Source organism: Nocardioides asiaticus, from assembly GCF_040049175.1.
Taxonomy (GTDB): domain Bacteria; phylum Actinomycetota; class Actinomycetes; order Propionibacteriales; family Nocardioidaceae; genus Nocardioides; species Nocardioides cheoyonin.
The window spans coordinates 277,653-300,573 of record NZ_JBDZDM010000004.1 but is presented as its reverse complement, the minus strand read 5'-3'; the positions used below and the strand labels follow the sequence as shown (position 1 = coordinate 300,573).

The 22,921-nt window shown below is 71.6% G+C and carries 21 protein-coding genes; 10 read left to right on the top strand and 11 right to left on the bottom strand.

What is annotated here, in order from left to right:
* Nucleotides 1-12 precede the first annotated feature (12 nt).
* Complete coding sequence (locus ABLE53_RS16405; RefSeq protein WP_348860116.1) at nt 13-453, bottom strand: CoA-binding protein; 441 nt, start codon at nt 451-453, stop codon at nt 13-15.
* 92 nt (nt 454-545) lie between these two features.
* Here ABLE53_RS16405 and ABLE53_RS16400 point away from each other — a divergent pair, with 92 nt between their 5' ends.
* The gene (locus ABLE53_RS16400; protein WP_348860115.1) at nt 546-1,718 is read left to right on the top strand and encodes an acyl-CoA dehydrogenase family protein; all 1,173 of its coding nucleotides are present in this window, start codon (nt 546-548) and stop codon (nt 1,716-1,718) included.
* A gap of 12 nt (nt 1,719-1,730) precedes the next feature.
* Here ABLE53_RS16400 and ABLE53_RS16395 read toward each other — a convergent pair whose 3' ends face one another.
* The 5 genes from ABLE53_RS16395 to ABLE53_RS16375 all read right to left on the bottom strand — a co-directional run bounded on the left by ABLE53_RS16395 (nt 1,731) and on the right by ABLE53_RS16375 (nt 7,376).
* The gene (locus tag ABLE53_RS16395; RefSeq protein ID WP_348860113.1) at nt 1,731-2,099 is read right to left on the bottom strand and encodes a GntR family transcriptional regulator; all 369 of its coding nucleotides are present in this window, start codon (nt 2,097-2,099) and stop codon (nt 1,731-1,733) included.
* Nucleotides 2,100-2,152: 53 nt separating this feature from the next.
* Complete coding sequence (locus ABLE53_RS16390; RefSeq protein WP_348860112.1) at nt 2,153-4,693, bottom strand: ABC transporter permease; 2,541 nt, start codon at nt 4,691-4,693, stop codon at nt 2,153-2,155.
* Nucleotides 4,694-4,695: 2 nt separating this feature from the next.
* Nucleotides 4,696-5,481 (bottom strand): ABC transporter ATP-binding protein, encoded by a 786-nt coding sequence (locus tag ABLE53_RS16385; RefSeq protein WP_348860111.1) that lies wholly within the window; start codon nt 5,479-5,481, stop codon nt 4,696-4,698.
* A gap of 78 nt (nt 5,482-5,559) precedes the next feature.
* A complete protein-coding gene (locus tag ABLE53_RS16380) occupies nt 5,560-6,795 on the bottom strand; it encodes an MFS transporter (protein WP_348860110.1) in 1,236 nt (411 codons plus the stop codon).
* The gene (locus ABLE53_RS16375) at nt 6,792-7,376 is read right to left on the bottom strand and encodes an ArsR/SmtB family transcription factor (protein WP_348860108.1); all 585 of its coding nucleotides are present in this window, start codon (nt 7,374-7,376) and stop codon (nt 6,792-6,794) included. The genes ABLE53_RS16380 and ABLE53_RS16375 overlap by 4 nt, the downstream gene beginning before the upstream one ends.
* 131 nt (nt 7,377-7,507) lie before the next feature.
* On the opposite strand from ABLE53_RS16375, the gene ABLE53_RS16370 reads away from it, so the two are divergent.
* Nucleotides 7,508-9,289, top strand: coding sequence for an MFS transporter (locus ABLE53_RS16370; protein WP_348860107.1), 1,782 nt, complete (start codon nt 7,508-7,510; stop codon nt 9,287-9,289).
* 20 nt (nt 9,290-9,309) lie between these two features.
* On the opposite strand, the gene ABLE53_RS16365 is transcribed toward ABLE53_RS16370, so the two are convergent.
* Nucleotides 9,310-9,822 carry a nitroreductase family deazaflavin-dependent oxidoreductase gene (locus ABLE53_RS16365; RefSeq protein WP_348860105.1) on the bottom strand — a complete coding sequence of 171 codons (513 nt, stop codon included), beginning with the start codon at nt 9,820-9,822 and terminating at the stop codon, nt 9,310-9,312.
* Between the two features lie 32 nt (nt 9,823-9,854).
* Nucleotides 9,855-11,741 (bottom strand): chloride channel protein, encoded by a 1,887-nt coding sequence (locus ABLE53_RS16360; RefSeq protein WP_348860103.1) that lies wholly within the window; start codon nt 11,739-11,741, stop codon nt 9,855-9,857.
* 98 nt (nt 11,742-11,839) lie between these two features.
* On the opposite strand from ABLE53_RS16360, the gene ABLE53_RS16355 reads away from it, so the two are divergent.
* From ABLE53_RS16355 to ABLE53_RS16345, 3 genes are all read left to right on the top strand, one after another.
* A complete protein-coding gene (locus ABLE53_RS16355; RefSeq protein WP_348860102.1) occupies nt 11,840-12,310 on the top strand; it encodes a MarR family winged helix-turn-helix transcriptional regulator in 471 nt (156 codons plus the stop codon).
* A gap of 82 nt (nt 12,311-12,392) precedes the next feature.
* Nucleotides 12,393-13,553 carry a mechanosensitive ion channel family protein gene (locus ABLE53_RS16350; protein ID WP_348860101.1) on the top strand — a complete coding sequence of 387 codons (1,161 nt, stop codon included), beginning with the start codon at nt 12,393-12,395 and terminating at the stop codon, nt 13,551-13,553.
* A gap of 10 nt (nt 13,554-13,563) precedes the next feature.
* Entirely contained in the window at nt 13,564-14,310 is a 747-nt protein-coding gene (locus tag ABLE53_RS16345) for a dienelactone hydrolase family protein (protein WP_348860099.1), read from the top strand.
* Nucleotides 14,311-14,438: 128 nt separating this feature from the next.
* Here the strand turns inward: ABLE53_RS16345 and ABLE53_RS16340 are convergent, their stop codons facing one another.
* Nucleotides 14,439-15,152, bottom strand: coding sequence for a FadR/GntR family transcriptional regulator (locus ABLE53_RS16340; RefSeq protein ID WP_348860098.1), 714 nt, complete (start codon nt 15,150-15,152; stop codon nt 14,439-14,441).
* A 123-nt stretch (nt 15,153-15,275) separates the two neighbouring features.
* Between ABLE53_RS16340 and ABLE53_RS16335 the strand changes: the two genes are divergently transcribed.
* Together ABLE53_RS16335 and ABLE53_RS16330 are read left to right on the top strand one after the other, a co-directional pair.
* Entirely contained in the window at nt 15,276-15,776 is a 501-nt protein-coding gene (locus tag ABLE53_RS16335) for a gluconokinase (protein ID WP_348860096.1), read from the top strand.
* Between the two features lie 14 nt (nt 15,777-15,790).
* Complete coding sequence (locus tag ABLE53_RS16330; protein WP_348860095.1) at nt 15,791-17,191, top strand: GntP family permease; 1,401 nt, start codon at nt 15,791-15,793, stop codon at nt 17,189-17,191.
* On the opposite strand, the gene ABLE53_RS16325 is transcribed toward ABLE53_RS16330, so the two are convergent.
* Entirely contained in the window at nt 17,188-18,072 is an 885-nt protein-coding gene (locus ABLE53_RS16325; RefSeq protein ID WP_348860093.1) for a crotonase/enoyl-CoA hydratase family protein, read from the bottom strand. The two genes, ABLE53_RS16330 and ABLE53_RS16325, sit on opposite strands and share 4 nt — an antisense overlap.
* A gap of 36 nt (nt 18,073-18,108) precedes the next feature.
* Nucleotides 18,109-19,437: an LCP family protein gene (locus ABLE53_RS16320; RefSeq protein ID WP_348860092.1), complete on the bottom strand. Its 1,329-nt coding sequence runs from the start codon at nt 19,435-19,437 to the stop codon at nt 18,109-18,111.
* A gap of 153 nt (nt 19,438-19,590) precedes the next feature.
* Between ABLE53_RS16320 and ABLE53_RS16315 the strand changes: the two genes are divergently transcribed.
* The 3 genes from ABLE53_RS16315 to ABLE53_RS16305 are packed head-to-tail and all read left to right on the top strand — an operon-like array spanning nt 19,591 to nt 22,920.
* Complete coding sequence (locus ABLE53_RS16315; protein WP_348860090.1) at nt 19,591-21,063, top strand: LCP family protein; 1,473 nt, start codon at nt 19,591-19,593, stop codon at nt 21,061-21,063.
* 34 nt (nt 21,064-21,097) lie between these two features.
* Nucleotides 21,098-22,024, top strand: coding sequence for a glycosyltransferase family 2 protein (locus ABLE53_RS16310; RefSeq protein WP_348860089.1), 927 nt, complete (start codon nt 21,098-21,100; stop codon nt 22,022-22,024).
* Nucleotides 22,021-22,920: a glycosyltransferase family 2 protein gene (locus ABLE53_RS16305; protein ID WP_348860088.1), complete on the top strand. Its 900-nt coding sequence runs from the start codon at nt 22,021-22,023 to the stop codon at nt 22,918-22,920. Before ABLE53_RS16310 ends, ABLE53_RS16305 begins: the two co-directional genes overlap by 4 nt.
* Nucleotide 22,921: the final 1 nt, after the last annotated feature.

Here is a 22,921-nt window from a genome sequence, read left to right as displayed (position 1 = left end):
ACCCGCCCGGCGCTACGCCAAACGCTCGCGGACGTACCACTCCTTGCTCGGGCAGGTGTCCATCACCATCCTGAGCCCGGCCTTCGTGGTCCGCTCGAAGGCGGCCTCGTCGACGACGCCCATCTGGAACCACACTCCCTGCGCGCCGATCTCGACCGCCTGGTCGGCGAACTCGCCGGCCGCCTCGGAGCGGCGGAACACGTCGACGACGTCGATCGGGCCCACCGCCGCGGCGGCGTCGGCCAGCGTCGCGTACGCCTTCTCGCCGAGCACCTCCAGGCCACCGTCCGCGGCCTTCGGATGGATGGGCACGATGCGCTTGCCGCGCCGCTGGAGCTCCTGGGCGATGGAGTACGCCGTACGCCACGGGTCGCCGGACAGGCCGACGACCGCCCAGGTCTCGCACTCGTCGAGGAAGTAGTCGACCGTCGCGCGGTTCTGCCAGTCGGTCATGACGCCACAACCGCGGTCCCGATCCCGGGATTCCCGCCCGGTTGGTGACCGGCGGGTAACAAGCGACGGTGAACCTCCGTAGACTGCCGGGCATGACCGACGAGTACCCGCTCTTCGCGCTGTCGGAGGAGCACCGGGAGATCCGCAAGGCCATCCGGGAGATCTGCGACGACAAGGTCGCGCCGCACGCGGCCGCCGTCGACGAGGAGGCCCGCTACCCGCAGGAGGCCCACGAGGCCCTGCTGGCCTCGGACTTCTTCGCGCCGCACGTCCCCGAGGAGTACGGCGGCGCCGGCGCCGACGCGCTCGCGACGGTCATCGTCATCGAGGAGGTCGCCCGCGCCGACATGGCGGCGAGCCTGATCCCCGCGGTCAACAAGCTCGGCTCGCTGCCCGTCCAGATCGGCGGCGGTGAGGAGATCAAGAAGAAGTACCTCACCAAGCTCGCCGCCGGCGAGGGCGGGTTCTCGTACTGCCTCTCCGAGCCGGACGCGGGATCGGACGCGGCCAACCAGAAGACCCGCGCCGTGCGCGACGGGGACGAGTGGGTGCTCAACGGCACCAAGCGGTGGATCACCAACGCCGGCGTCTCGGAGTACTACACGGTGCTCGCCATGACCGACCCGGAGAAGCGGTCGAAGGGCATCTCCGCGTTCGTCGTCGAGAAGTCCGACCCGGGCGTCTCCTTCGGCGCCCCGGAGAAGAAGCTCGGCATCAAGGGGTCGCCGACCCGCGAGGTCTACTTCGACAACGTCCGCCTCCCCGCCGACCGGATCATCGGCGAGGAGGGCCGCGGCTTCGAGTACGCCATGCAGACCCTCGACCACACCCGGATCACGATCGCCGCGCAGGCGGTCGGCGTCGCCCAGGGGGCGCTCGACTACGCGCTCGGCTACGTCAAGGAGCGGCAGCAGTTCGGCAAGCCGATCGCCGACTTCCAGGGGCTGCAGTTCATGATCGCCGACGCCGGGATGAGGCTCGAGGCCGCCCGCCAGCTGACCTACGCCGCCGCCGGGCGCTCCGAGCGCGGCGACTCCGACCTCACCTTCTTCGGCGCCGCGGCCAAGGCGTTCGCCTCCGACGTCGCGATGGAGGTCACCACCAACGCCGTGCAGCTGCTCGGCGGCTACGGCTACACCCGCGACTACCCGGTCGAGCGGATGATGCGCGACGCCAAGATCACCCAGATCTACGAGGGCACCAACCAGGTGCAGCGGATCGTCATGGCACGGCAGCTGCTCGCCGGGGTGCAGAGCAACCTCTGAACGGCCTGTCCGTCAGGCGCCGAGCTCCCGGGCGACGGCGGCGATGGTCTCGTCGGTGCCGAAGCCCAGGAGCCGCGCCTTCTCGACGTACGCCGCGGCCTCCTCGCGCAGGAGTCCGGCCCGCCGCTGCGCGCCGCCCGCGACCCGGGTGCCGGCGCCGCGGCGGGTCTCGATGAGGCCCGCCTGCTCCAGCTCGCGGTAGGCCCGCGCCACGGTGCCGGCCGCGAGCCCGAGGTCGCCGGCCAGCTGGCGCACCGCCGGCAGCCGCTCGCCGACGGGCAGCGCACCGCTGTCGATGAGCGCGTCGAGCCGCCGGCGTACCTGCTCGTACGGCGGCGCCGGGTCGGCGGGGTCGACGGCCAGCTGCTCCGTCAGCGTCATCGCGGGCTCCTCGGGTCGGGTGCTCATCCCAGCATGCCCGGCGTCCGGCCCGGTCACTCGGTGGCGATCGCCTTGAGCACGTCGAGCCGGCTGGCGCGTACGGCTGGGATGGCCGCGGCGACGACCCCGACGACGACGGCGGCGACGAGGAAGAGCACCAGCTGCGTGAGGGGTACGCCGAGGCTGCTGATGTCGCTCGCGAGCGACTGCCGCAGCGCGATGCCGAAGGCGAGCCCGAGCACCAGGCCGAGGACCGCGCCGAGGGCGGCGATCGCGACCGACTCGAGCGTGACCATGCCGCGCAGCTGCGGCCGGCTGAGGCCGATGGCACGGAGCAGGCCGAGCTCGCGGGTGCGCTCGATGACGCTGAGACCGAGCGTGTTGACGATGCCGAAGACCGCGATCACGACGGCGAGCGCGAGCAGCCCGTAGATCAGGTAGAGCAGCTGGTTGACCTGCCCGCGGATGGAGTCGGCGAACTCCTGCTTGTCCTGGACCGACACCACCGGGAGCGCGTCCAGCATGGTGTCGAGCCGCCGGTGCAACACCGACGGGTCGGTGCCGGGTGCGGCGTCGATGCTGAGGTAGCTGTCCTGGCGCTCGATCCCCGCCTTCGAGATCTCGGAGAGCGGGATGGTGATCGGCCCCGTCACGGCGCTCTCCTTCGCGATCCCGGCGACCGTGAGGCGCAGCGCCTTCGCGCCGGGGAAGGTGAGCCGGAAGGTGCTGCCGACGTGCCAGCCGTGCTCCCTCGCGACCTCCTCGAACACGAGCGCCTCGTCGCCGTGGACGGCCTGCCGGCCGGCGACCATGTCGAGCGAGTAGATCCGCCAGAAGCTCGACGCGTTGGCGGTGAACGCCGTGCTCCTGCCGTGGAGCTCGCCGTACGCGACCTGCTGGCGGGCCATCACGCCGACGCCCGGGACGGAGGCGATCGCGTCGCCGATCGCCGTCGGGAACGGCGCGTACGACGGCCCCTGCACGATGAAGTCGGCCGCGAAGTCCTCGTCGACGATGTCGTCGACCGTGCGGTTGAGCGACGCGGCGAGCACGCCGATCGTGGACACCAGGGCGAGGCCGATCATGAGGGCGGAGGCGGTGGCGCCCGTCCGCCGCGGGTCACGCTGGGCGTTCTCGCCCGCGATCCGGCCGGTCGCTCCGAAGAGCCGCGCGAAGAGCCGCGTGAGCAGCGAGAGGAACGGCCGGCCGAGCAGGCCGCTGAGCGTCGCCGTGGTCACGATCCAGATGACCGCGCCGACCCCGATCCAGGCGGTGTCGTTGCCCGGAGCCCCGACGAGACCGGCCACGGCGCACAGCGCGCCGAGCGCGAGGGCCGGCACGCCGACGTACAGCCGACGACGCAGCGACGACGGGGCGGGCGTGGCGTCGACCCGCATCGCCGCGACGGGTGCGATCCGGCCGGCCCGGCGGGCGGGGAGGTACGCCGCCAGCGCGGTCACCAGGACGCCGACGGCCACGCAGGCCGTGATGCTCGACGCCGTCAGCGTCAGGGTGTCGCCGGCGATCTCGAGGCCGAGCCCGCGGAAGACGGCGGCCAGACCGCGGGCCAGGGCCCAGCCGGCGGCGATGCCGACCCCGGTGGCGACCACGGCCATCAGCACCGCCTCCAGGAGGACCGACCAGGTGATCTGGCGGCGGGACGCGCCGAGCGCGCGCACCACGGCCAGCTCGCGGGTCCGCTGGGCGACGAGGATCGTGAAGGTGTTGACGATGATCAGCGCGCAGACGAGCACCGCGATGCCCGCGAAGACGAGCAGGAACGTCGAGATCACACCGAGGATCGAGTCGATCGAGCTCTGGGTGTCGGCGGCGACCTTGTCACCGGTCACCGCCTCGAAGCCGGCAGGCACGAGCGGTCGTACGGCGTCGACGAGCTGCTGCTGGCTGACCCCTGGCGCCGCCGAGAGCTCGATCGCGCCGTACGCGTCACGCCCGCCCAAGAAGAGACGCTGTGCGTCGTCGGTGTCGAGCATCAGGATGACCGCGCCCGCGACGCCGCCGCCGGTGAAGGAGTTGATCCCGACCAGCCGGAGCCGCTGCAGCGGCTGTGGTCCCGGCGTGACGATCCTGACCGTGTCGCCGACCCGGTAGTGGCCGCGCTCCGCCGACCGCTTGTCCATCATGATCTCGCCAGTGCGGGTCGGGGGCCGGCCGGAGTCCATCCGCATCATCGGCTCGCCGAGCAGGTTGTCGATCGGGGCGTAGTTGTTCGCGAACGTCGGTGCGCCCTGCCCGCCGACGAGCTTGCCCTCCTTGCTGAGCAGGCTGACGCCGTACCCCTCGACGCCGCCCTGCGCCGCGCCGACCTCCGGGAGCGCCCGCACCCTGGCCAGCTGTGCCGGCGACAGCGTCAGCGTCGACGGCTGGCTGGCGGTGATCATCTCGTCGCGGCCCTTCACCTGGATCATCGCGTCCGGGATGGTGCCCTTCACGATGTTGTCGAAGGTCGCGCTGAGCCCGTGGCTGAAGGTGAGCACGCCGGCGAGGAACGCCACGCCGAGCACGATCGCGAGCGAGCTCATCGCCAGCCGGGTCTTGCGGGCGAAGAGGCTGCGCAGCGCGAACCGGAGCATCGTCAGCTCCGCTCCGCCGACCGCTGGGCGGGAAGGGCCTGGATGCCCGCGAGGTGGGCGAGGATCTGGGCGCGGTCGGCGCTGCCGAGCTCGTCGATGACCCGCCCGTCGGCGAGGAAGACCACTCGGTCGCAGTACGACGCCGCCACGGCGTCGTGGGTCACCATGACGACCGTCTGCCCGAACTCGTCGACGCTGCGGCGCAGGAACGCGAGGATGTCGGCCCCGGCCGCGCTGTCGAGGTTGCCGGTCGGCTCGTCGGCGAAGACGATCGCCGGCTTCGACACCAGCGCCCGCGCGCAGGCGACGCGCTGCTGCTGGCCGCCGGACAGCTCGCTGGGCCGGTGGGCCAGGCGGTCGTGCAGCCCCAGCGTGCCGACCACGGTGTCGAACCAGGCCCTGTCGGGCCTGCGCCCGGCGAGGGAGAGGGGGAGCAGGATGTTCTCCCGCGCGGTGAGCGTCGGGATCAGGTTGAAGGACTGGAAGACGAAGCCGACCTTCTCCCGCCGCAGCTGGGTCAGCGCGATGTCCTTCAGTGAGCTGAGCGCCGTGTCGTCGATGAACGTCTCGCCGCGGGTCGGCTTCTCCAAGCCCGCGAGGCAGTGCATGAGCGTCGACTTGCCCGAGCCGGACGGTCCCATCACGGCGGTGAACTGGCCGGCGCACAGGTCCAGGTCGATGCCGTCGACCGCCCTGACCTCCGCGTCGCCGGTGCCGAAGACCTTCACCAGCCCGACGGCGCGGGCGGCGATGCGACGCTGCTCCGGACGGCTGTCACGAGTGCCCATGCCTCCACTCTCCGCCCGTTCGCCGACAGAGGGCACGGGAGAAAGGCCCGGCACAAGGACCCGGGTGCCCAGCTCCGCTCAGCCGGCGCTGATCTCCCGGATCCCCTTGCTCGTGAGTGCGCCGGTCGCGGCGACCGCCATCGCGGCGGCCGCCCCGACGGCGATCCCGGCGGCGCCGAAGTGGTGGACGAGCAGCCCGGCGACCACGGGGGCGCTGGCGGTGAGGCCCATGGCCGCCAACATGATCGCGCCGATGGCGCGGCCCTGGAGACGGTCGGGGACGACACGGGCCAGATGTCCGAACAGTCCGGCGTTGAGCGCGGGCCCCAGGAAGCCGAGGACGGCCACGGGGGCGGCCGCCAGCGGCGACCCGGACAGCGGGAGGACGGCGAGCATCAGCGGTACGCCGGCGACGCAGATCCCGCGCAGCAGCAGCGGGAACGCGAACCTCCGCAGGAGCCACCCCGCCGCGAGGGCACCGGCCAGGCCGCCGACACCGAAGAGGGTCTCGGCCGTCCCGATCAGCGCCGGGCTCAGGCCGTGCCCGCGGAGCACGAGGACGAGCCCGAACAGGATCCCGTTGAGCGCGAAGTTGATCGGTGGGGCGATGAGCATCGTGGCACGCAGGAACGGGTCGGTGACCATGAAGCGCAGCCCCTCGACGAGGTCTCCCACAGCGGAGGCCGGCTGCTCCGTCTTCACCTCCTGGAGCGGGGTGCGGATCAGGAGGAGTGCGACCAGGGAGAACAGGTAGCTGACGGCGTTCGCCGCGAACGGGAGCGCGCGGCCCAGCCCGAAGGCGGCACCGCCGAGCGGCGGGCCCACCAGCGTGACGGCGTACTGCCTCGCCTCGTTGCGGGCCATCGCCGTCGACACCTGGTGCGGCGGCACGAGGTTGCGTACGGCGGCCATCGCCGCGTTGAAGAACGGCATGTCGCACAGCGCCTCCACGACCGCGACGGCGAGCACGAGCGCCACGCTGCCGTGACCGGTCAGCAGCGCGGCCGCGAGTACGCCGAAGGCCGCCAGCCGGAGCAGGTCGCACCCGATCATCAGCCGGCGCCGGTTGACCCGGTCGACGAGGACGCCCGACGGCAGGTTGACGAGCAGCTGGACGACGAGCGCGACCGTCCCCACCGCCCCGGCCGTCACGGCGGAGCCGGTGAGCTCGAGCACCACGAGCGGGTAGGCCAGCGAGGCCATCGAGCTGCCCAGGCTGGACAGCGCCTGCCCGCCCCAGAGCAGCCCGAAGTCGCGGTTGCGCCACAGGCTCGACGGCGGGGCCTGCTCGCCGTCGGCCACCGAGGAGGTCATCCCTGCTCCTCGGCCGCCCGGGCGGGGAAGCCCCACCCGAGGACCCGGACCGGTCGCGCACCGCGGGGGCGGGTCGAGGGGTCGGTGAAGCGCTCGGGGTGGCGGGTCACGATCTCGGTGAGCACGGTGTCGACCTCGTGCAGCTCGGCCGGCGTCATCCAGGCCAGGGACTGGGTGAGGAACGCGGCGTCCCGCCACCTCCGGGGCTCGCCGGCCTCCCGGGCGAGGAAGGCCCGCCGCTCGGCGTACTCGTGCTCGACGAGCATCTCTCCGACCGCCTGGCCCGCGGCCTGCAGCTCGCGGTCGTCCGCGTCGCCCCACGTGCTGCTCTGCAGGACCAGGCGCCACGGGCGGCGGCGGCCGGCGCGGCCCTCGGCCTCCTCGACGAAGCCGTACTTCGCCAGCTGGCGCAGGTGCCAGGAGCAGTTGGCCGGGCTCTCGCCGACCCGCTCGGCGAGCTCCGAGGCGGTCAGGGGGCCGCCGAAGGCCAGCTCCTCCATCAGCCGGAGGCGGAGCGGATGGGCGAGCGCGCGCAGCTCGCGTGGGTCGGTCAGGCGACGGCGGGGCAGCTTCTCCGGCATGCGTTGAAACTAGTCTTTCGAAAGAACTCTTTCTACATCCCTTTCGCCGTCTAGGGAGGACCCCGCGTGCGAGGGGGTTGACCGCTGCGGCAGAATAGTTAGCAAAGGTCAACTATCTAGAAGGAGGCGGGATGGCGGACGCCGCGGTCCGGGAACGGGTCGAGGAGCGCAGGCAGCGGGCTCAGGCGAGGGCGGAGCGCGATCTGCGCAGCCCCCACTACAAGTGGATCGCCCTCTCCAACACCACGCTCGGCGTCCTGCTGGCGACCATCAACCAGTCGATCCTCCTCATCGCGCTGCCCGACATCTTCCGCGGCGTGGGCGTCGACCCGCTGGCCGCCGGCAACACCAGCCTCCTGCTCTGGCTGATCATGGGCTACATGGTCGTGACGGCCGTGCTCGTCGTCGGGCTGGGGCGACTGGGCGACATGTACGGCCGGGTGAAGATCTACAACGCCGGCTTCGCGATCTTCACCGTCTTCTCGATCATGCTCGCGATCACCTGGATGCACGGCACGGCGGGCGTGCTCTGGCTCATCGCGATGCGCATCTTCCAGGGCATCGGCGGCGCGATGCTGATGGCGAACTCCGCCGCGATCATCACCGACGCGTTCCCCGCCAACCAGCGCGGTCTCGGTCTCGGGCTCAACCAGGTCGCCGGCATCGCCGGCTCCTTCATCGGCCTCGTCGTCGGCGGTCTGCTCGCGCCGGTCGAGTGGCACATGGTCTTCGTCGTGTCGGTGCCGATCGGCGTCTTCGCCACCGTCTGGGCCTACCTCAAGCTGCACGACCTCGGCGCCCGCCGGCACGCCCGGATGGACTGGTGGGGCAACGCCACGTTCGCGATCGGCCTCATCGCCGTCCTCGTCGGCATCACCTACGGCATCCAGCCGTACGCCGGCCACGACATGGGCTGGACCAACCCGTGGGTGCTGACCGCCCTGATCGGCGGCGCCGTCGTGCTCGCGATCTTCTGCGTGGTCGAGACCCGGGTCGCCGAGCCGATGTTCCACATCGGGCTCTTCAAGATCCGCGCGTTCACCTTCGGCAACCTCGCCAGCCTGCTCGGCGCCCTCGGCCGCGGCGGGCTGATGTTCATCCTGATCATCTGGCTGCAGGGGATCTGGCTGCCGCAGCACGGCTACAGCTTCGAGAAGACGCCGCTGTGGGCGGGCATCTACATGCTGCCGCTGACCCTCGGCTTCCTCGTCGCCGGGCCGGTGTCCGGCTACCTCTCCGACCGGTTCGGCGCGAGGCTCTTCGCGACCGGCGGGATGGTCGTCGCGGCGCTCAGCTTCGTCTGGCTGCTCGAGCTGCCGGTGAACTTCTCCTACTGGGAGTTCGCCATCGCGCTGCTGCTCAACGGCCTCGGCATGGGGCTGTTCGCCTCACCCAACCGTGCCGGGATCATGAACAGCCTCCCGGCGGGTCAGCGCGGCGTCGGCGCGGGCATGACCAGCACCTTCCAGAACGCGGCGATGGTGCTCTCGATCGGCATCTTCTTCTCGCTGATGATCGCCGGGCTCGCCTCGACGCTCCCGCACGAGCTCACCAGCGGCCTGACCGCCCAGGGCGTCCCCGCCGGCAAGGCGGCGGAGATCGCCGACCTGCCGCCGGTAGGCGTGCTGTTCGCCTCGCTGCTCGGCTACAACCCGGTCCAGATGCTGCTCGGCTCGGACACCCTCAGCCACCTCACGGCGGCCCAGCAGGCCCACCTGACCGGCCGGGACTTCTTCCCGGCGATGATCTCGGGGCCGTTCGCCGACGGGCTCGGGGTCGCCTTCGGGTTCGCGATCGCCTGCTGCCTGGTCGCGGCGCTCGCGTCCGCGCTGCGCGGCGGGAAGTACGTCCACGTCGATCCTGTGCCGCAGACCACCGAGGACGCCGAGGCGGCCGCGGCGGAGCGGGCCTGACCCGGCCCGGTCAGGCTCGGTCAGGACCGGTTCCGGCCGAGCCGGTCGACGCGGCCCTGAGGCGTCTCCAGCGCGACGAGCGGGAGGGTCGTGCCCCGCTCGTCGATCCGGGCGCCGAGGGTCTCCTCGAGGACCGGGGCGAGCCGCGCCCAGGCTCTCGGATGCCGGTCGCGGTAGCGCTGCAGCGCCTCCGCGGCCTCCGCATCGGTGAGGCGTCGCGCCGCGGCCGGGATCCGGTGCAGGCGTCCGGTCGAGACCCTCACCGCCGAGTTGGCCATCACGTTCCGGTACCACTGCGCATTCTCGCCGAAGCCGGAGACCACGACGTACCTCCCGGCGTCGTGGTCCACGACCTCGAGGACGGTGTAGCGGCGCCGGCCCGTGGTGCGGCCGCGGTGCTCGAGGAGCAGCAGGCGGTCGCCGAGGAGCCGGCCGAGCCGGGCACGGTAGAGCAGGATCGGGGCGCGTACGACGGCGCGCGTGCGCAGGAGGCGGCCCGCGAGGCGGGCGGTGCGGCTCGGGTGTGTGGGCACGGGTCCTCCGGTCGTCCTCTGGTCGGTGGGTGTCAGTCCGTCCGGGCAAGCAGGCCGACGCGGTCGCCGGGACGGAGGACGAGGGACTCCTCGGGCGGGTGCAGCCGGTCGTCGCGGATCACCGACGCCGCGACGTAGCCGTCGGGCCACGAGACGCCGCCGAGCTCACGCCCGGCGTACGGCGAGCCCGCGGCGACCGCGAGCTCGAGGATCCGGTGCCCGGGGAGGGCGCCCGGGCCGGCGTCGGTCCGGCCGGCGTCGGAGGCGGCGAGCTGGTGGGCGACGGTCCGGAGGATGCTCCGGTTGGTCACCCAGCCCTCGATCAGCTGGCCGTCCTCGGACAGCACGGGCAGGCCGTCGCGGCGATGGGCCTCCATGTGGCGGAGCACGTCGACGATCGACTCCGAGTCGAAGACGGCGGACGGGGCGCGGACGGTCGCGATCTCGCCGTCGAACGCTGCCTCCGCCGGCGGCGGGCCCGCCGGAACCGACACCGGCCGGGTGAGCCGCTGCATCGCGCCGCCGGCCGTGAGCTGGGTGAAGGCGCGCCACGGGGCGACCCGGTCGATGTCCTGCCCCCGGCGGAGCAGCTTGGTGGTGTAGATCGTGCCGTAGCTGAGTCCACGGGAGACCGCCGTCGAGACGCCCGCCGTGAGCATGACCGGCAGGGTGAGGCCGTAGGCGCCGGTCATCTCGACGACGCTGGCCAGGGACGTCAGCGGGGCACGGGTGGCGGAGCAGAAGACGCCTGCCATCCCGACCGCGGCGTACAGCGCCGGATCGCCGGCGCCGGGACCGGCGAGGTCGTCGACGACGATGCCGTACGCCGTCCCGAGCATCAGCCCGACGAACAGCGACGGGGCGAACACGCCACCGGAGCCGCCGACGCCGAGCGTGAGGCTGGTCGCGACCAGCTTGCCGACGACGAGCAGGAGCAGGAACCACACGCCGTAGTCCCCGGCGACCGCCTTGAACATGACGGGGTAGCCGACGCCGTACAGCTGGGGGAGGGCGAGCAGGACCAACCCGACGAGGAGGCCGCCCACCGCCGGCCGCGCCCACTCGGGCCGCGTGCCCCAGACCCGGTCGCAGAGGTCCTCGACGGCGTACAGCACCACCGTGAAGAGCTGGCCGAGCAGCCCGGCGAGCACCGCGAGCAGGGCCACGAGGGCGTAGTCGGCGGGATCGTCGAGGCGGACCCCCAGCGGGAACTTGTCGAGGAAGCGGACGTCGCCGAGGATCGGGATCGCCACCGCGTCGGCGACCATCGCCGACAGCATGATGGCGAAGAGCGCGTCGCCGGCGAGCTCGCGCAGGATGATCTCCACGGCGAAGAACACGCCGGTGATCGGGGCGTTGAAGGTCGCCGCGATGCCGCCGCTCGCGCCGCACGCCACCAGGATCCGCAGTCGGCTCTCCGGGGTGCGGATCCACTGCCCGAGGCTCGAGGCGAGCGCCGAGCCGATCTGCACGATCGGCCCCTCCCGGCCCACGCTGCCACCGGTGCCGATCGTGAGCGCCGATGCGAGCGCCTTGACCACGCTCACCTGGGGACGGATCCGGCCGCCGTTCTCGGCGACCGCCACCATCACCTCGGGTACGCCGTGGCCGCGCGCCTCCCGGGCGAACCGGTACACGAGCGGGCCGTACAGGAGCCCGCCCACGGCAGGAACGACGACGAAGAACCCCAGCCCCAGCCAGGCGAGGTGGTCGCTCCCCACGCGGCCGTCCTGGCCGAACTGGTCGTGGCCGGTCGCCAGCCAGGTGATGCCCTCCACGAGGTAGCGGAAGACGACCGCGCCGAGACCCGCCCCGACGCCGACGAGGACGGCGAGGGCGAACAGGCCGAAGCGTGAGCCGCGCAACCAGGACAGCGTCGCCTCGGCGGGCGGCGTACGACGGTCGGCCTGGTCGAGCATGGCACTCCTCCGGCTGCGGCGGTTCGGTTGGTTCGAGAACATATGCAATCATGCAAATGTTGCAGACATGCAATTGACTCGGATGGTGGACTGGGGGCATGACCGACCAAGGCGGGCTCACGGCCGCCACCGATGCGACGCTGACGGCATCGCGGGCGCTCCTCGGCATCGTCGCGAGGTCCGTCGCGGACGCGCTGGACGAGGTGACGCTCCCGCAGTTCCGCGTGCTCGTCGTGCTCTCCGCCGAGGGGCCGCTCCGGCTCGGCACGCTCGCCGAGCGCTTGGGTGCCAATCAGTCCACGTTCAGCCGGAGCGTCGACCGGATGGTCGCCGGCGGCTGGGTCGTCCGCAGCGAGAACCCGGACAGCCGACGGGAGGTGCTGGTCGACCTCACGGAGGCCGGGCGCGGCCTGGTCGCCGCCGTCACCGAGCGTCGACGCCGGGAGATCCGCGCCGTGCTCGGCCGGCTGACCGAGGAGGAGCGGACCGCCGTCGTACGCGCCCTCGGGGCGCTCAACGACGCGGCCGGTGAGCCCGCCGCCGAGGACCTCCTCGTCCTCGGTCTCTGAGGCCTGCGGAAGCAACAAGGTTGTAACCAGCCGTAACCGTCGAGGCCGTTTCCGACCACCGGTCGGTGTCTACCGGTCCGCCATGGCGGACTCGTGGATGGAATTCATCTGGGGCCTCGTGTCGGCGGTGGCGACGGCGCTGGTGGAGGTGGCGCTCGGGCTGCTCGCCTTCCGCCTGGTCGGTCGGTACTGGCCGCCGGCGCGGCGGGCCGGGTCGGCGATGCGCAGGCCGTTCTTCACCTTCGCGCTCGCGGTCGCGGCGAACGTCGCGGTGCGGAAGGGCCCGATGGGCACCGCGTCGTGGTGGGGGCTCGTCCAACAGGCCTGCCACATCGCCGTGATCGGCGCGACCGCCTGGCTCGTCGGCGCGATCCTGGTCTACCTCGAGGACGTCAGCCTCCGGCGTCACAGCATCGACGTGCCCGACAACCGCGAGGCCCGGCGGCTGCGCACCCAGGTGCTCCTGCTGCGACGGCTCACGATCGGCGCGCTCGTCGTGATCGCGATCGGGGCGACACTGCTCAGCTTCCCGGGCGTGCGCGCGGTCGGCGCGAGCGTGCTCGCCTCAGCGGGCGTCATCTCGATCGTCGCCGGGCTGGCCGCCCAGTCGACGCTGTCCAACGTCTTCGCCGGCCTCACCCTCGCCTTCTCCGACGCGCTCCGCATCGACGACGCGATCATCGTCGAGGAGGAGTGGGGATGGGTCGAGGAGATCACCCTGACGTACGTCGTCGTACGGCTGTGGGACGACCGGCGGCTGATCCTCCCGTCGACCTACTTCGCCAACAACCCGTTCCAGAACTGGACCCGGCACACCTCCGAGCTGCTCGGCTCCGTCGAGCTCGACGTCGACTGGCGGGTCGACACCCACGCCATGCGCGACCAGCTCGACACGATCCTCGACTGCGCCGGCGAGCTGTGGGACGGCCGGGTGAAGGTGCTCCAGGTGACCGACGCCGTCGCGGGCGTGGTCAGGGTCAGGGTCCTCGTCACCGCGCGCGACGCGCCGACCCTGTTCGACCTGCGCTGTCACGTCCGCGAGCAGCTCATCGCCTGGCTGCAGCGGCACGATCCCGACGGGCTGCCGCGCCAGCGCACCGAGCTGGTCGAGTCCCAGGCGCGGCGCAACGGCACCCACGTCCCCGAGCCGCGAGCGGGGCTGTTCACCGGGGACGCCGAGGCCGAGGACCGGGCCGCACGGGCCGGGGGAGGGGGCGACCACCTCGACGACGAGGTCCAGTAGCGTGCGAGCCATGGCTGAGCTCATGGAGATCACGACCAGCGCCGGGACCGCCGAGGCCTACCTGGCCCGCGCCGAGGGCGAGAGCAGGGGAGGAGTGCTGTTCTTCATGGACGCGATCGGGCTGCGCCCGCGGATCGCCGACATGGTGGACACCATCGCCGGCTGGGGCTACACGGTGCTTGCGCCCAACGTCTTCTACCGCGTCGGCACGGCCGCCGAGACCTCGCCGAGCACCGACCTGCGCGACCCCGAGGCCCGGGCGGCGTTCTTCTCCTCCGGCGTCATGGACCGGGTCAACGGTCTCACCCCCGACCAGGTCGCGATCGACGTGCCGGCGTACGTCGCCGTGCTGGACGAGTACACCGGCGGCGGCCCGATCGGCACGACCGGCTACTGCATGGGCGCCCGGCTCGCCGTACGCACCGCCGGTCTGCTGCCCGACCGGGTGGCCGCGGTCGGCGGCTTCCACGGCGGCGGGCTCGTCACCGAGGACCCCGACTCTCCGCACACGAAGATCGCCGGCACGCACGCGGAGTACGTCTTCGGCCACGCCGACAACGACGGGTCGATGACGCCGGACAACGTCGCGACGCTCGAGAAGGTGCTCGAGGAGGCCGGCCTGGTCCACAGCAACGAGATCTACCCGGGCGCGGCCCACGGCTACACGATGGAGGACACCTCCCAGTGGAACGCCGCCGCCTGTGAGCGCCACTTCGTCGAGCTGAAGGCGCTCCTCGACCGCACCGTCGGCACCTGACCGACCCTCGCGCGGCGTCGGTCACCGTCCGGTGCCCAACCCATCGTCACCTGTTCGCTTCACCTTCACGGAGGGCGACCCGGGCCGCCAACACGGCCATCAGCTGACGCACCGGACCCATGCGAGACTCAGCGGCCGTGCTCCTCGGCGAGTGCGGCGGCTGCCTCGTCGATGATCGCGCGCATCGACTTCTCCGCGGCCCCGGGGTCGCGCTGGCGGACCGCCCGGGCGACCTCGTCGTGCAGCGCGATCGCCTCCGGGTTGGGGTTGCGGGGCATCAGGTCGTGGTGGGTGCGACCCTCGAGGACGACCGCCACGACCGAGGCGAGCGCCCGCAGCATCTCGTTGCCGCTCGCCTCGAGGAGCGTGCGGTGGAAGCGTTGGTCGGCCTCGAGGTAGGGCTCGAGGTCGCCGTCACGGCCGGTCACGACCATGTCGGAGACAGCCGCCGCGAGGGTGCGGTTCTGCTCCGGGGTGGCCCGCTCGGCGGCGAGCGCCGCCGCGACCGGCTCGAAGCCGCGCCGCAGCTCGGAGAGTGAGAGCAGCTGGTTGCTGCGGTCGCCGCACTCGAGCCGCCACCGGATCAGCCGCGGGTCGAAGAGGTTCCACTGCTCGCGGGGCCGCACGGTGATGCCGACCCGGCGCTTCGACGCGACGAGGCCCATCGACTCCAGGACACGGATCGCCTCTCGTGCCGCGCTCCGCGAGACGTCGTACGACGACGTGATGCCCTCCAGGGTGAGGACCTCTCCCACGGCGAGCCGGCCCGAGGCGATCCTCTCGCCCAGGCTGTCGAGCAGGTCCGCATGGATCCTGCTGCGTCCGGCGCCGTTCGGCTTCACGTCATTGATCATCCCACCTGGAGAGCGTCAGGCATATAGACGGCTCTTTGATCGTTACACGTGACAAAAGTCTGACTATTTGGTCAGATATGTGACGGTCCCCACAGGAGGGAGTGTCCGGACATGAAACCAGTACTCGTCGTCATGGGCGTCTCCGGCTCAGGCAAGTCCACGGTCGGCGCCGCCATCGCGCAGCGTCTCCGCGTGCCCTTCGCCGACGCCGACGACTTCCACCCGCCGGCCAACATCAAGAAGATGTCGGCCGGCATCCCGCTCGACGACCACGACCGCCATCCGTGGCTCGAGGCCATCGGGGAGTGGCTCGCGGCGCACCCGAACGGCGCCGTCATCAGCTGCTCGGCGCTCAAGCGGAAGTACCGTGACCAGCTGCGTCACCACGCCCACCAGGTCACGTTCCTCCACCTGGCCGGCAGCCGCGAGGTGATCGCCCGTCGCCAGGCCAGCCGCCCCGGCCACTTCATGCCGTCCTCCCTGCTGACGTCGCAGTTCAAGACGCTCGAGCCTCTCGAGCCCGACGAGCGGGGGACCACGATCGACGTCGACCAGGACGTCGACGCGATCGTCCAGGAATACGTCGACGCCGTGGCCCACGACGTCGGCTGAGTGAGGAGAGCTCCATGCATCTCGTGTCTCCGGCCCTGGCGGCCTCGGACCTGACACAACCGGTGGCCGGCGGGTTCCAGCTCGTGCTGGCGGCGGTCCTCGGCATCGCGGTGATCGTCGTCCTGATCACCCTGCTCAAGGTCCACCCCTTCCTGTCCCTGATCGTCGGCGGCCTCGTCGTCGGCATCGTGGCGGGACAGAACGTCAACGACGTCGTCACCAGCTTCAGCACCGGATTCGGCAGCACCGCCGCCGGCGTGGGCCTGCTGATCGCGCTCGGCGCGATGTTCGCCAAGCTGCTCGCCGACTCCGGCGGTGCCGACCAGATCGTCGACACGATCGTGGGCAAGGCCTCACCCCGCGCGCTGCCGTGGGCGATGGCGCTGGTCGGCGCGATCATCGGCCTGCCGATGTTCTTCGAGATCGGCCTCGTGCTGCTCATGCCCGTGATCTACCTGGTCGCACGCCGTGCCAGGGTCTCGCTGGTCACCGTCGGCATCCCCGCTCTCGCCGGTCTCTCGGCCATGCACGGCTTCGTGCCGCCGCACCCGGGCCCGTTGACCGCTGTCGCCAACCTGGGCGCCGACCTCGGCCTCACGCTCGGTCTGGGCGTGATCGTCGCGATCCCGACCGTGATCGTCGCCGGCCCGCTGTTCGGCCGGCTCGCCGGACGGTGGGTCGACGTACCCGCCCCGACGAGGTTCGACTCGACCCGCGACGAGAGGGCGGTCCGTCCGTCCTTCGGGATCACGCTGTTCAGCGTGCTGCTGCCGGTCGTGCTCATGCTCGCCAAGTCGGTCTCGGACATCGTGTGGGACAGCAACCCGGACAACACCGTCCGGCAGGTCTTCGACGTGCTCGGCAACCCGCCGATCGCGCTGCTCATCGCCGTGGTCGTCGCCATGTTCACTCTCGGCAGGGCGTCGGGCATGGGCAAGGCGGAGCTCTCGAAGGTCCTCGAGAGCTCGCTCCCGCCGATCGCCGGCATCCTGCTCATCGTGTCGGCCGGCGGCGGCTTCAAGCAGGTCCTCGTCGACACCGGCATCGGCACCAAGCTCGCCGACTGGGCCGACAAGGTGGACTTCCCGGTCCTCCTCCTGGCCTGGGTCCTCGCGGTCCTGATCCGGCTCGCCACCGGCTCGGCGACGGTTGCGACGATCACCGCCTCCTCGCTCGTGGTCGGGCTGCTGCCCGGGCTCGACAACTGGGAGGTCTCGCTGGTCGTGCTCGCCGTCGGTGCCGGCTCGGTGTTCTTCTCCCACGTCAACGACGCCGGGTTCTGGCTGGTCAAGGAGTACTTCGGCATGACCGTCGGCCAGACGATCAGGACCTGGTCGTCGATGGAGACGGTGCTCTCCGTCGCGGGCCTCGCCTTCGTGCTCGTGCTCGACGTGATCCTGAAGCTGATCCTCTAGGCCGGGAAGACCCGCGGCAGCGCGGAGGCCTTGCCGGTGAAGACCGGGTCGCGCTTCCCGCGGAAGGCCGCGACCCCCTCCGCGCCGTCGCCCACCGCTGTGTGCCACATCGCCAGCGAGTCGGAGAGATGCGCCTCGAGCGGGGTTGCGGCCGCGCTGTTGCGGTAGACGAGCTGCCGGGCCAGCCCGAGCGCCACCGGGGAGCGGCCGACGACGAACCGCCGGGCGAGGTCGTACGCCGCCGGCAGCAGCTCCTCGGGCTCGTGGACCGACCGAACCAGCCCGCCGGCGTACGCCTCCTCGGCGGAGAGGATGTCGGCGCCGTAGATCCACTCGAGGGCCCGCGGGATGCCGACGATGCGGGGCAGGAACCAGCTCGAGCAGGCCTCGGGAACGATCCCGAGCCGGCCGAAGACGAAGCCGATCCGGGCCTTCGTCGATGCGAGCCGCAGGTCCATCGCGCAGGTCATCGTGGCGCCGATCCCGACCGCAGGGCCGTTGATCGCCGCGATGACGGGCTTGGGGAGCGCGTGGATCGCGAGGGTGACCTTGCCGCCGGTGTCGCGTACGCCGTCGGCGTACTCCGGATGGACCGACGGGTCCGCCAGGTGGGCGGCGAGTGCCTCCGGCGTCGGGTCGAGGGTCTCGTCGAGGCCGAAGACGTTGCCCTCGGCGGAGAGGTCCATGCCGGCGCAGAACGCGCGCCCGGCGCCCGTCACGACGACCGCCCGCACGTCGTCGTCGGCCGCGTCGGTCGTGAAGACCTCGAGCAGCTCGCGTGCCATGGTGAGGTCGAACGCGTTGAGCGCGTCGGGCCGGTCGAGGGTGAGGGTGGCGATGCCGTCGGCGTCGGTCGCGAAGGTGAGGGTCTCGTAGGTCACGAGGCCCCAGTGTGTCGGACCGCCGCGGCCGGCGGGCTAGCCGGTGATGCTCTTGGGCAGCCCGGACGGCGTGCAGAGCGACTTCGGCATGTCGTCGGTCTTGTCGTCGATGATGTAGCCGAAGAACTTCTTCGAGCGCGCCTCGTCCCAGTGGACGTACAGGTCCGAGATCGGGACGCCGCAGACCAGGGCCGAGCCGCCGGCCACCGACTTGAAGGCCAGGCCGAACTTCGCGACGTCGATCGTGCCCATGCCGTCGCCGACGCTGATGCCGCCGGCGGCGTCCTTCAGGCCGTGCAGCCGGAACGGGTTGAGCAGCGTGGCGGGCGTGGCGATCTTGCTGCCGATCTGACCGATGACCTCCGACTGCGCCTCGCCGCGGCCGAGGTCGCCGAGCTTCTGGGCATGGCGCGAGCGCGAGTAGGCGAGCGCCTTGACGCCGTCGGCGTCCTGGCAGCCCTTCTTGACATGCAGGCCGGCGAGCTTGTCGTCCATGTTGGTCTTCGGGCAGATCGTGATGCCGCCGACGGCGTCGACGAGGTTGACCAGTCCGCCCATCCCGATCTCGACGTACCCGTCGATGCGGATGCCGGTGTCCTGCTCGATCGTCCTGACCAGCAGCTTCGGACCGCCCCAGGCGAAGGCCGCGTTGATCTTCGAGCTGCCGTGACCGGGGATCGGGACGTAGGAGTCACGCGGGATGGTGACCAGCGTGTTGGGGCCGCTGCCGGTGTGGAGCAGCTTGATGGTGTCGGTGCGCTGGCCGCCGGCGTTGCCGGTCGAGAGCTTCTTGCGCTCCTCCTTCGTGAGTCCCTTCCGGGAGTCGGAGGCGACGACGAGGTAGGTCGTCCCGGGCTGGTCGTCGGGGCGTGCGCCCTTGGGCTCCCAGGCGACGTGGTTGAGCCCGTGCGGGATGGAGAGGCCCGTCCACACGATCGCGATGATCCAGATGAGCAGCAGGGCCAGCACGATCTGGACGATCCGCTTCGGGCGTCGCAGCCCACGGCCGATGCGGCCCCAGTCGGGTCCGCGGCCGCCGTACGTCGTGCCCTCGCGGGGGCCGCCCGGGCCGGACGGGCCGCCGGGCGTGGGGGCGATCTCGCCGGGGGAGGGCAGCGCGCGCTCCGGCGCCGCTGCTCGTCCGCGGGGCTCGGTCTGCATCACCCGGGTCGACTCCTCGCCCGCGGTCGGCGCGGGCCGGTCGGCGCGCGGGCGGCGTACCGGCCGGGTGGGGTCGGGCGCCTTCCCCGGGTCAGGGGAGGGGGCCCCCGACCGGCCACGGTTCTTGCCGTACAGCCAGTCGTACTCGGGGGCGTCATCCCCGCCTGGGGGAGTGCTGCCCGGGTTCCGGGGACGGTCTGCCATGCGCGGAACGGTACCGTGCGCGCCTGGCATCACCCGAGTTCCCGGCGCTCGACGCGCGGCCTCGGTGCGCGCGGCGCGTCGTGACCGCTGTGACGGCTGTGACTGGTGATACTGGCGGGGCAGTCCTGACCTTCCCCTCAGGAGATCTCTCGTATGTCTGCCCAGGCGGCCTCACCCGCGACCGTCGTCCGTCGTCCCCGCAGCGCGGCCGAGCGTGCCGCCCGGGTGCGCTTCCGCCGTGCGCTGGCACTGATGCTGATGACGCTCGTGCTCCCCGGCTCCGCCCAGCTCGTCGCCGGCAACCGCCGGCTGGGACGGTGGGCGCTGCGGACCACCGCCGTGATGGCGGTGGGGACGTTCCTCGTCGTGCTGATCTCGTACTTCTGGCACGGCCTGTTCTTCTTCCTGGGTACGACGCCGTGGGTGCTCACCTGGCTGCGGGTCGGTCTCATCGTGCTGGCGATCGCCTGGGCCGGGCTCTTCGTCGACGCCTGGCGCCTCGGCCAGCCGCTCACCCTCACGCTGTCGCAGCGGCGCTGGGCGATCCTCGCCAACGGCGCCCTGGCGATGACCGTGGCGAGCACGCTGCTCTACGGCTCGCACGAGGTCGGGGTGACCCGCAGCGTGCTGGTGTCCATGTTCGGCGGCGGCGCGTCGAGCGCCGCGGTCGACGGCCGCTACAACGTCCTGTTGCTCGGCGCCGACTCCGGCGTGAGCCGGTGGGGCCTGCGCACCGACTCGATGACGGTGGCCTCGATCGACGCCTACACCGGCAAGACAGTCCTGATCGGCCTCCCGCGCAACATGGAGAACTTCCCCTTCCCCGAGGGCTCGGTGATGGCGAAGCAGTTCCCGCACGGCTACGACTGCGAGGGCTGCGAGCTCAACAGCCTGACGACGTACGCCGACGACCACAAGGCGCTCTTCACGGGATACGACCAGCCGGGCGTCGAGGCCACGAAGGAGGGCATCGAGGGCATCACCGGTCTCAAGATCAACTACTGGGCGATGATCAACCTGCAGGGCTTCCGCGACCTCGCCGACGCGGTCGGGGGAGTGACCATCAACGTCCGCCAGCCGATCGCGATCGGGCCCACGGGCAACGTCACCGGCTACATCCAGCCCGGTGTGAAGAAGCTCTCCGGCGACACCCTGCTGTGGTACGCCCGCTCCCGCGCCACCTCGGACGACTACTCCCGGATGGCCCGGCAGAAGTGCGTCATGAACGCGATGCTGCAGCAGCTGAGCCCGGCCGACGTGGTCAAGCACTTCGACTCGATCGCCAGTGCCGGCCGGGCGATGTTCAAGACCTCGATCCCGACCAGCGAGGTGGGAACCTTCGTCGAGCTCGCGCTGAAGGCCCGCAAGCAGAAGGTCGCGACCGTCTCGCTGGTCCCGCCCGCGATCAACACGGGCAACCCTGACATCGACAAGGCCCGTCGGATGGTCTCCGACGCCATCGACAAGGCCGAGGGCGAGGGCGGAGGCGGCGGTGACAAGACCGGCGGTGGCAAGCACAAGCAGAAGAAGCACTCGTCGTCCTCCCAGATGACCGAGGGCTCGTACGGCTCCCTGTCGACCGGCTACACCGCCAACCAGACCAACGACCTCGCCGCCGCCTGCTGACGCCGGCGCGACCGGCACCTCTAGGGTTCTCCCCGTGATCGCCGCCGTCGTCGTTACCTACAACCGCCTGCCGCTGCTGCAGCGGCTGCTCGAGCGGCTCGACGGGGTCAAGGGGCTCGACGAGGTGATCGTCGTCGACAACGCCTCGACCGACGGGACCTCCGACTGGCTGTCCGGCCTCGACGGGGCGCCCTCGGGCGACGACCACCGGTCGGTGCCCGTCATCGCCCGCACGCTCGCCACCAACAGCGGGGGAGCGGGCGGCTTCCACGAGGGCCTGCGGCTCGCGGTCGAGCGCGGCTCCGACCTGGTCTGGCTGATGGACGACGACGGCCTGCCGGAGCCCGACTGCCTCGACCGCCTGCTGGCCCATCGGGACGGCCTCGACTTCTGGGGTCCGCTCGTGGTCGACGAGAGCGACCCCGGCCGGCTGGTCTTCCCGATCCGGCTGCCCGGCGGGACCCGCGTCGTCCACCGCCTCGCCGACGTGCAGGCGGCCGCGACCGGCGGGCTCATCCGCGACATCGTCATCCCGTTCAACGGCGTGCTGGTCACCCGCGAGCTGGTCGAGCGGATCGGCTACCCCCGGGCGGAGTACTTCATCTGGGGCGACGACCACGAGTACCGCCTCCGCGCCGAGGCGGCCGGCGCGCGGATCGCGACAGTCGTCGACGCGCAGGTGCGGCACCCCTCCGTCGGCAGCCTCGGGACCCCGATGCTGCACGGGCGTACGACCTACAACCACTCACCCGACGACCTCAAGCACTACTGCATGGCCCGCAACAACCTGCTCAACCTCCGGGACTACCGCGGGTGGCCGCACGCCCTGGCGTTCGTCGCGAAGACGCTGTGGTTCTACGCGTTCACCAGGCCGGCTCCGGGCCGGATCGCGCTCTCGGCGCGAGCGTGGTGGGCGGCGCTGCGCGGCGACTTCACCGGCCACGAGAGGTACCTGAAGTGACCGAGAGCGTCGCGATCGTCGTCGTCACCTACAACCGCGCGGACCTGCTCGAGAAGATGCTGGCCGGGCTCGGCAGGCTGGACCGCCCCGCCGACGCGGTGATCGTCGTCGACAACGCCAGCACCGACCACACCGCGCAGGTGCTGGCCGAGGCGGGCGTCCCGGGCCTGCAGGTGATCACCACCGAGAGCAACCTCGGCGGGGCCGGCGGCTTCCACCTCGGCCTTCGGGCGGCGTACGACGGCGGCTTCGACCGGATCTGGCTCATGGACGACGACGTGATCCCGGCGCCGGACTGCCTCACCGTGCTGCTCGCCCAGGACGAGGCCTGCCTGCTGACCGTCCGCGAGGACAGCGCGGGCCACCTGATGGAGCTCGCGGCGATCCGCTTCGACCTCCGCAACCCGCTCGCGATCAGGCCGAAGGCCGCCAGCGTGGCCTCGACGTACGGCACCCGGGACGCCATGCCCGGGCGGGTGCCGGTCGAGAACGTCGCCTTCGAGGGCTTCATGGTGCGCCGCGAGGTGGTCGAGCGGATCGGGCTGCCCGACCCGGCGTACTTCATCTTCTACGACGACGCCGACTACGCCTTGAGGGCCCGGCGTGCCGGCTACACAATCTGGGCGGTCCGGGACGCGGTGCTCGTGCGGCAGCTGGACTTCAGCCAGCAGCACGACCTCAGCAGCTGGAAGGGGTTCTACATGTACCGGAACCTCTTCGTCGTCCACTTCAGGTACGGCGAGAACGCCCTCGTCCGCGCCAAGCCGTGGCTCATCACGGCGGCGGTCGTCCTCCTCAGTCCGCTCCGCGGCGGCCGGCGCGAGGCGTCCAATGTGATCCGTGCCCTACGGTCGGCGCGGGGAATGCGGAGCCTTCCCCCTTCCTCCGTAGACTGAT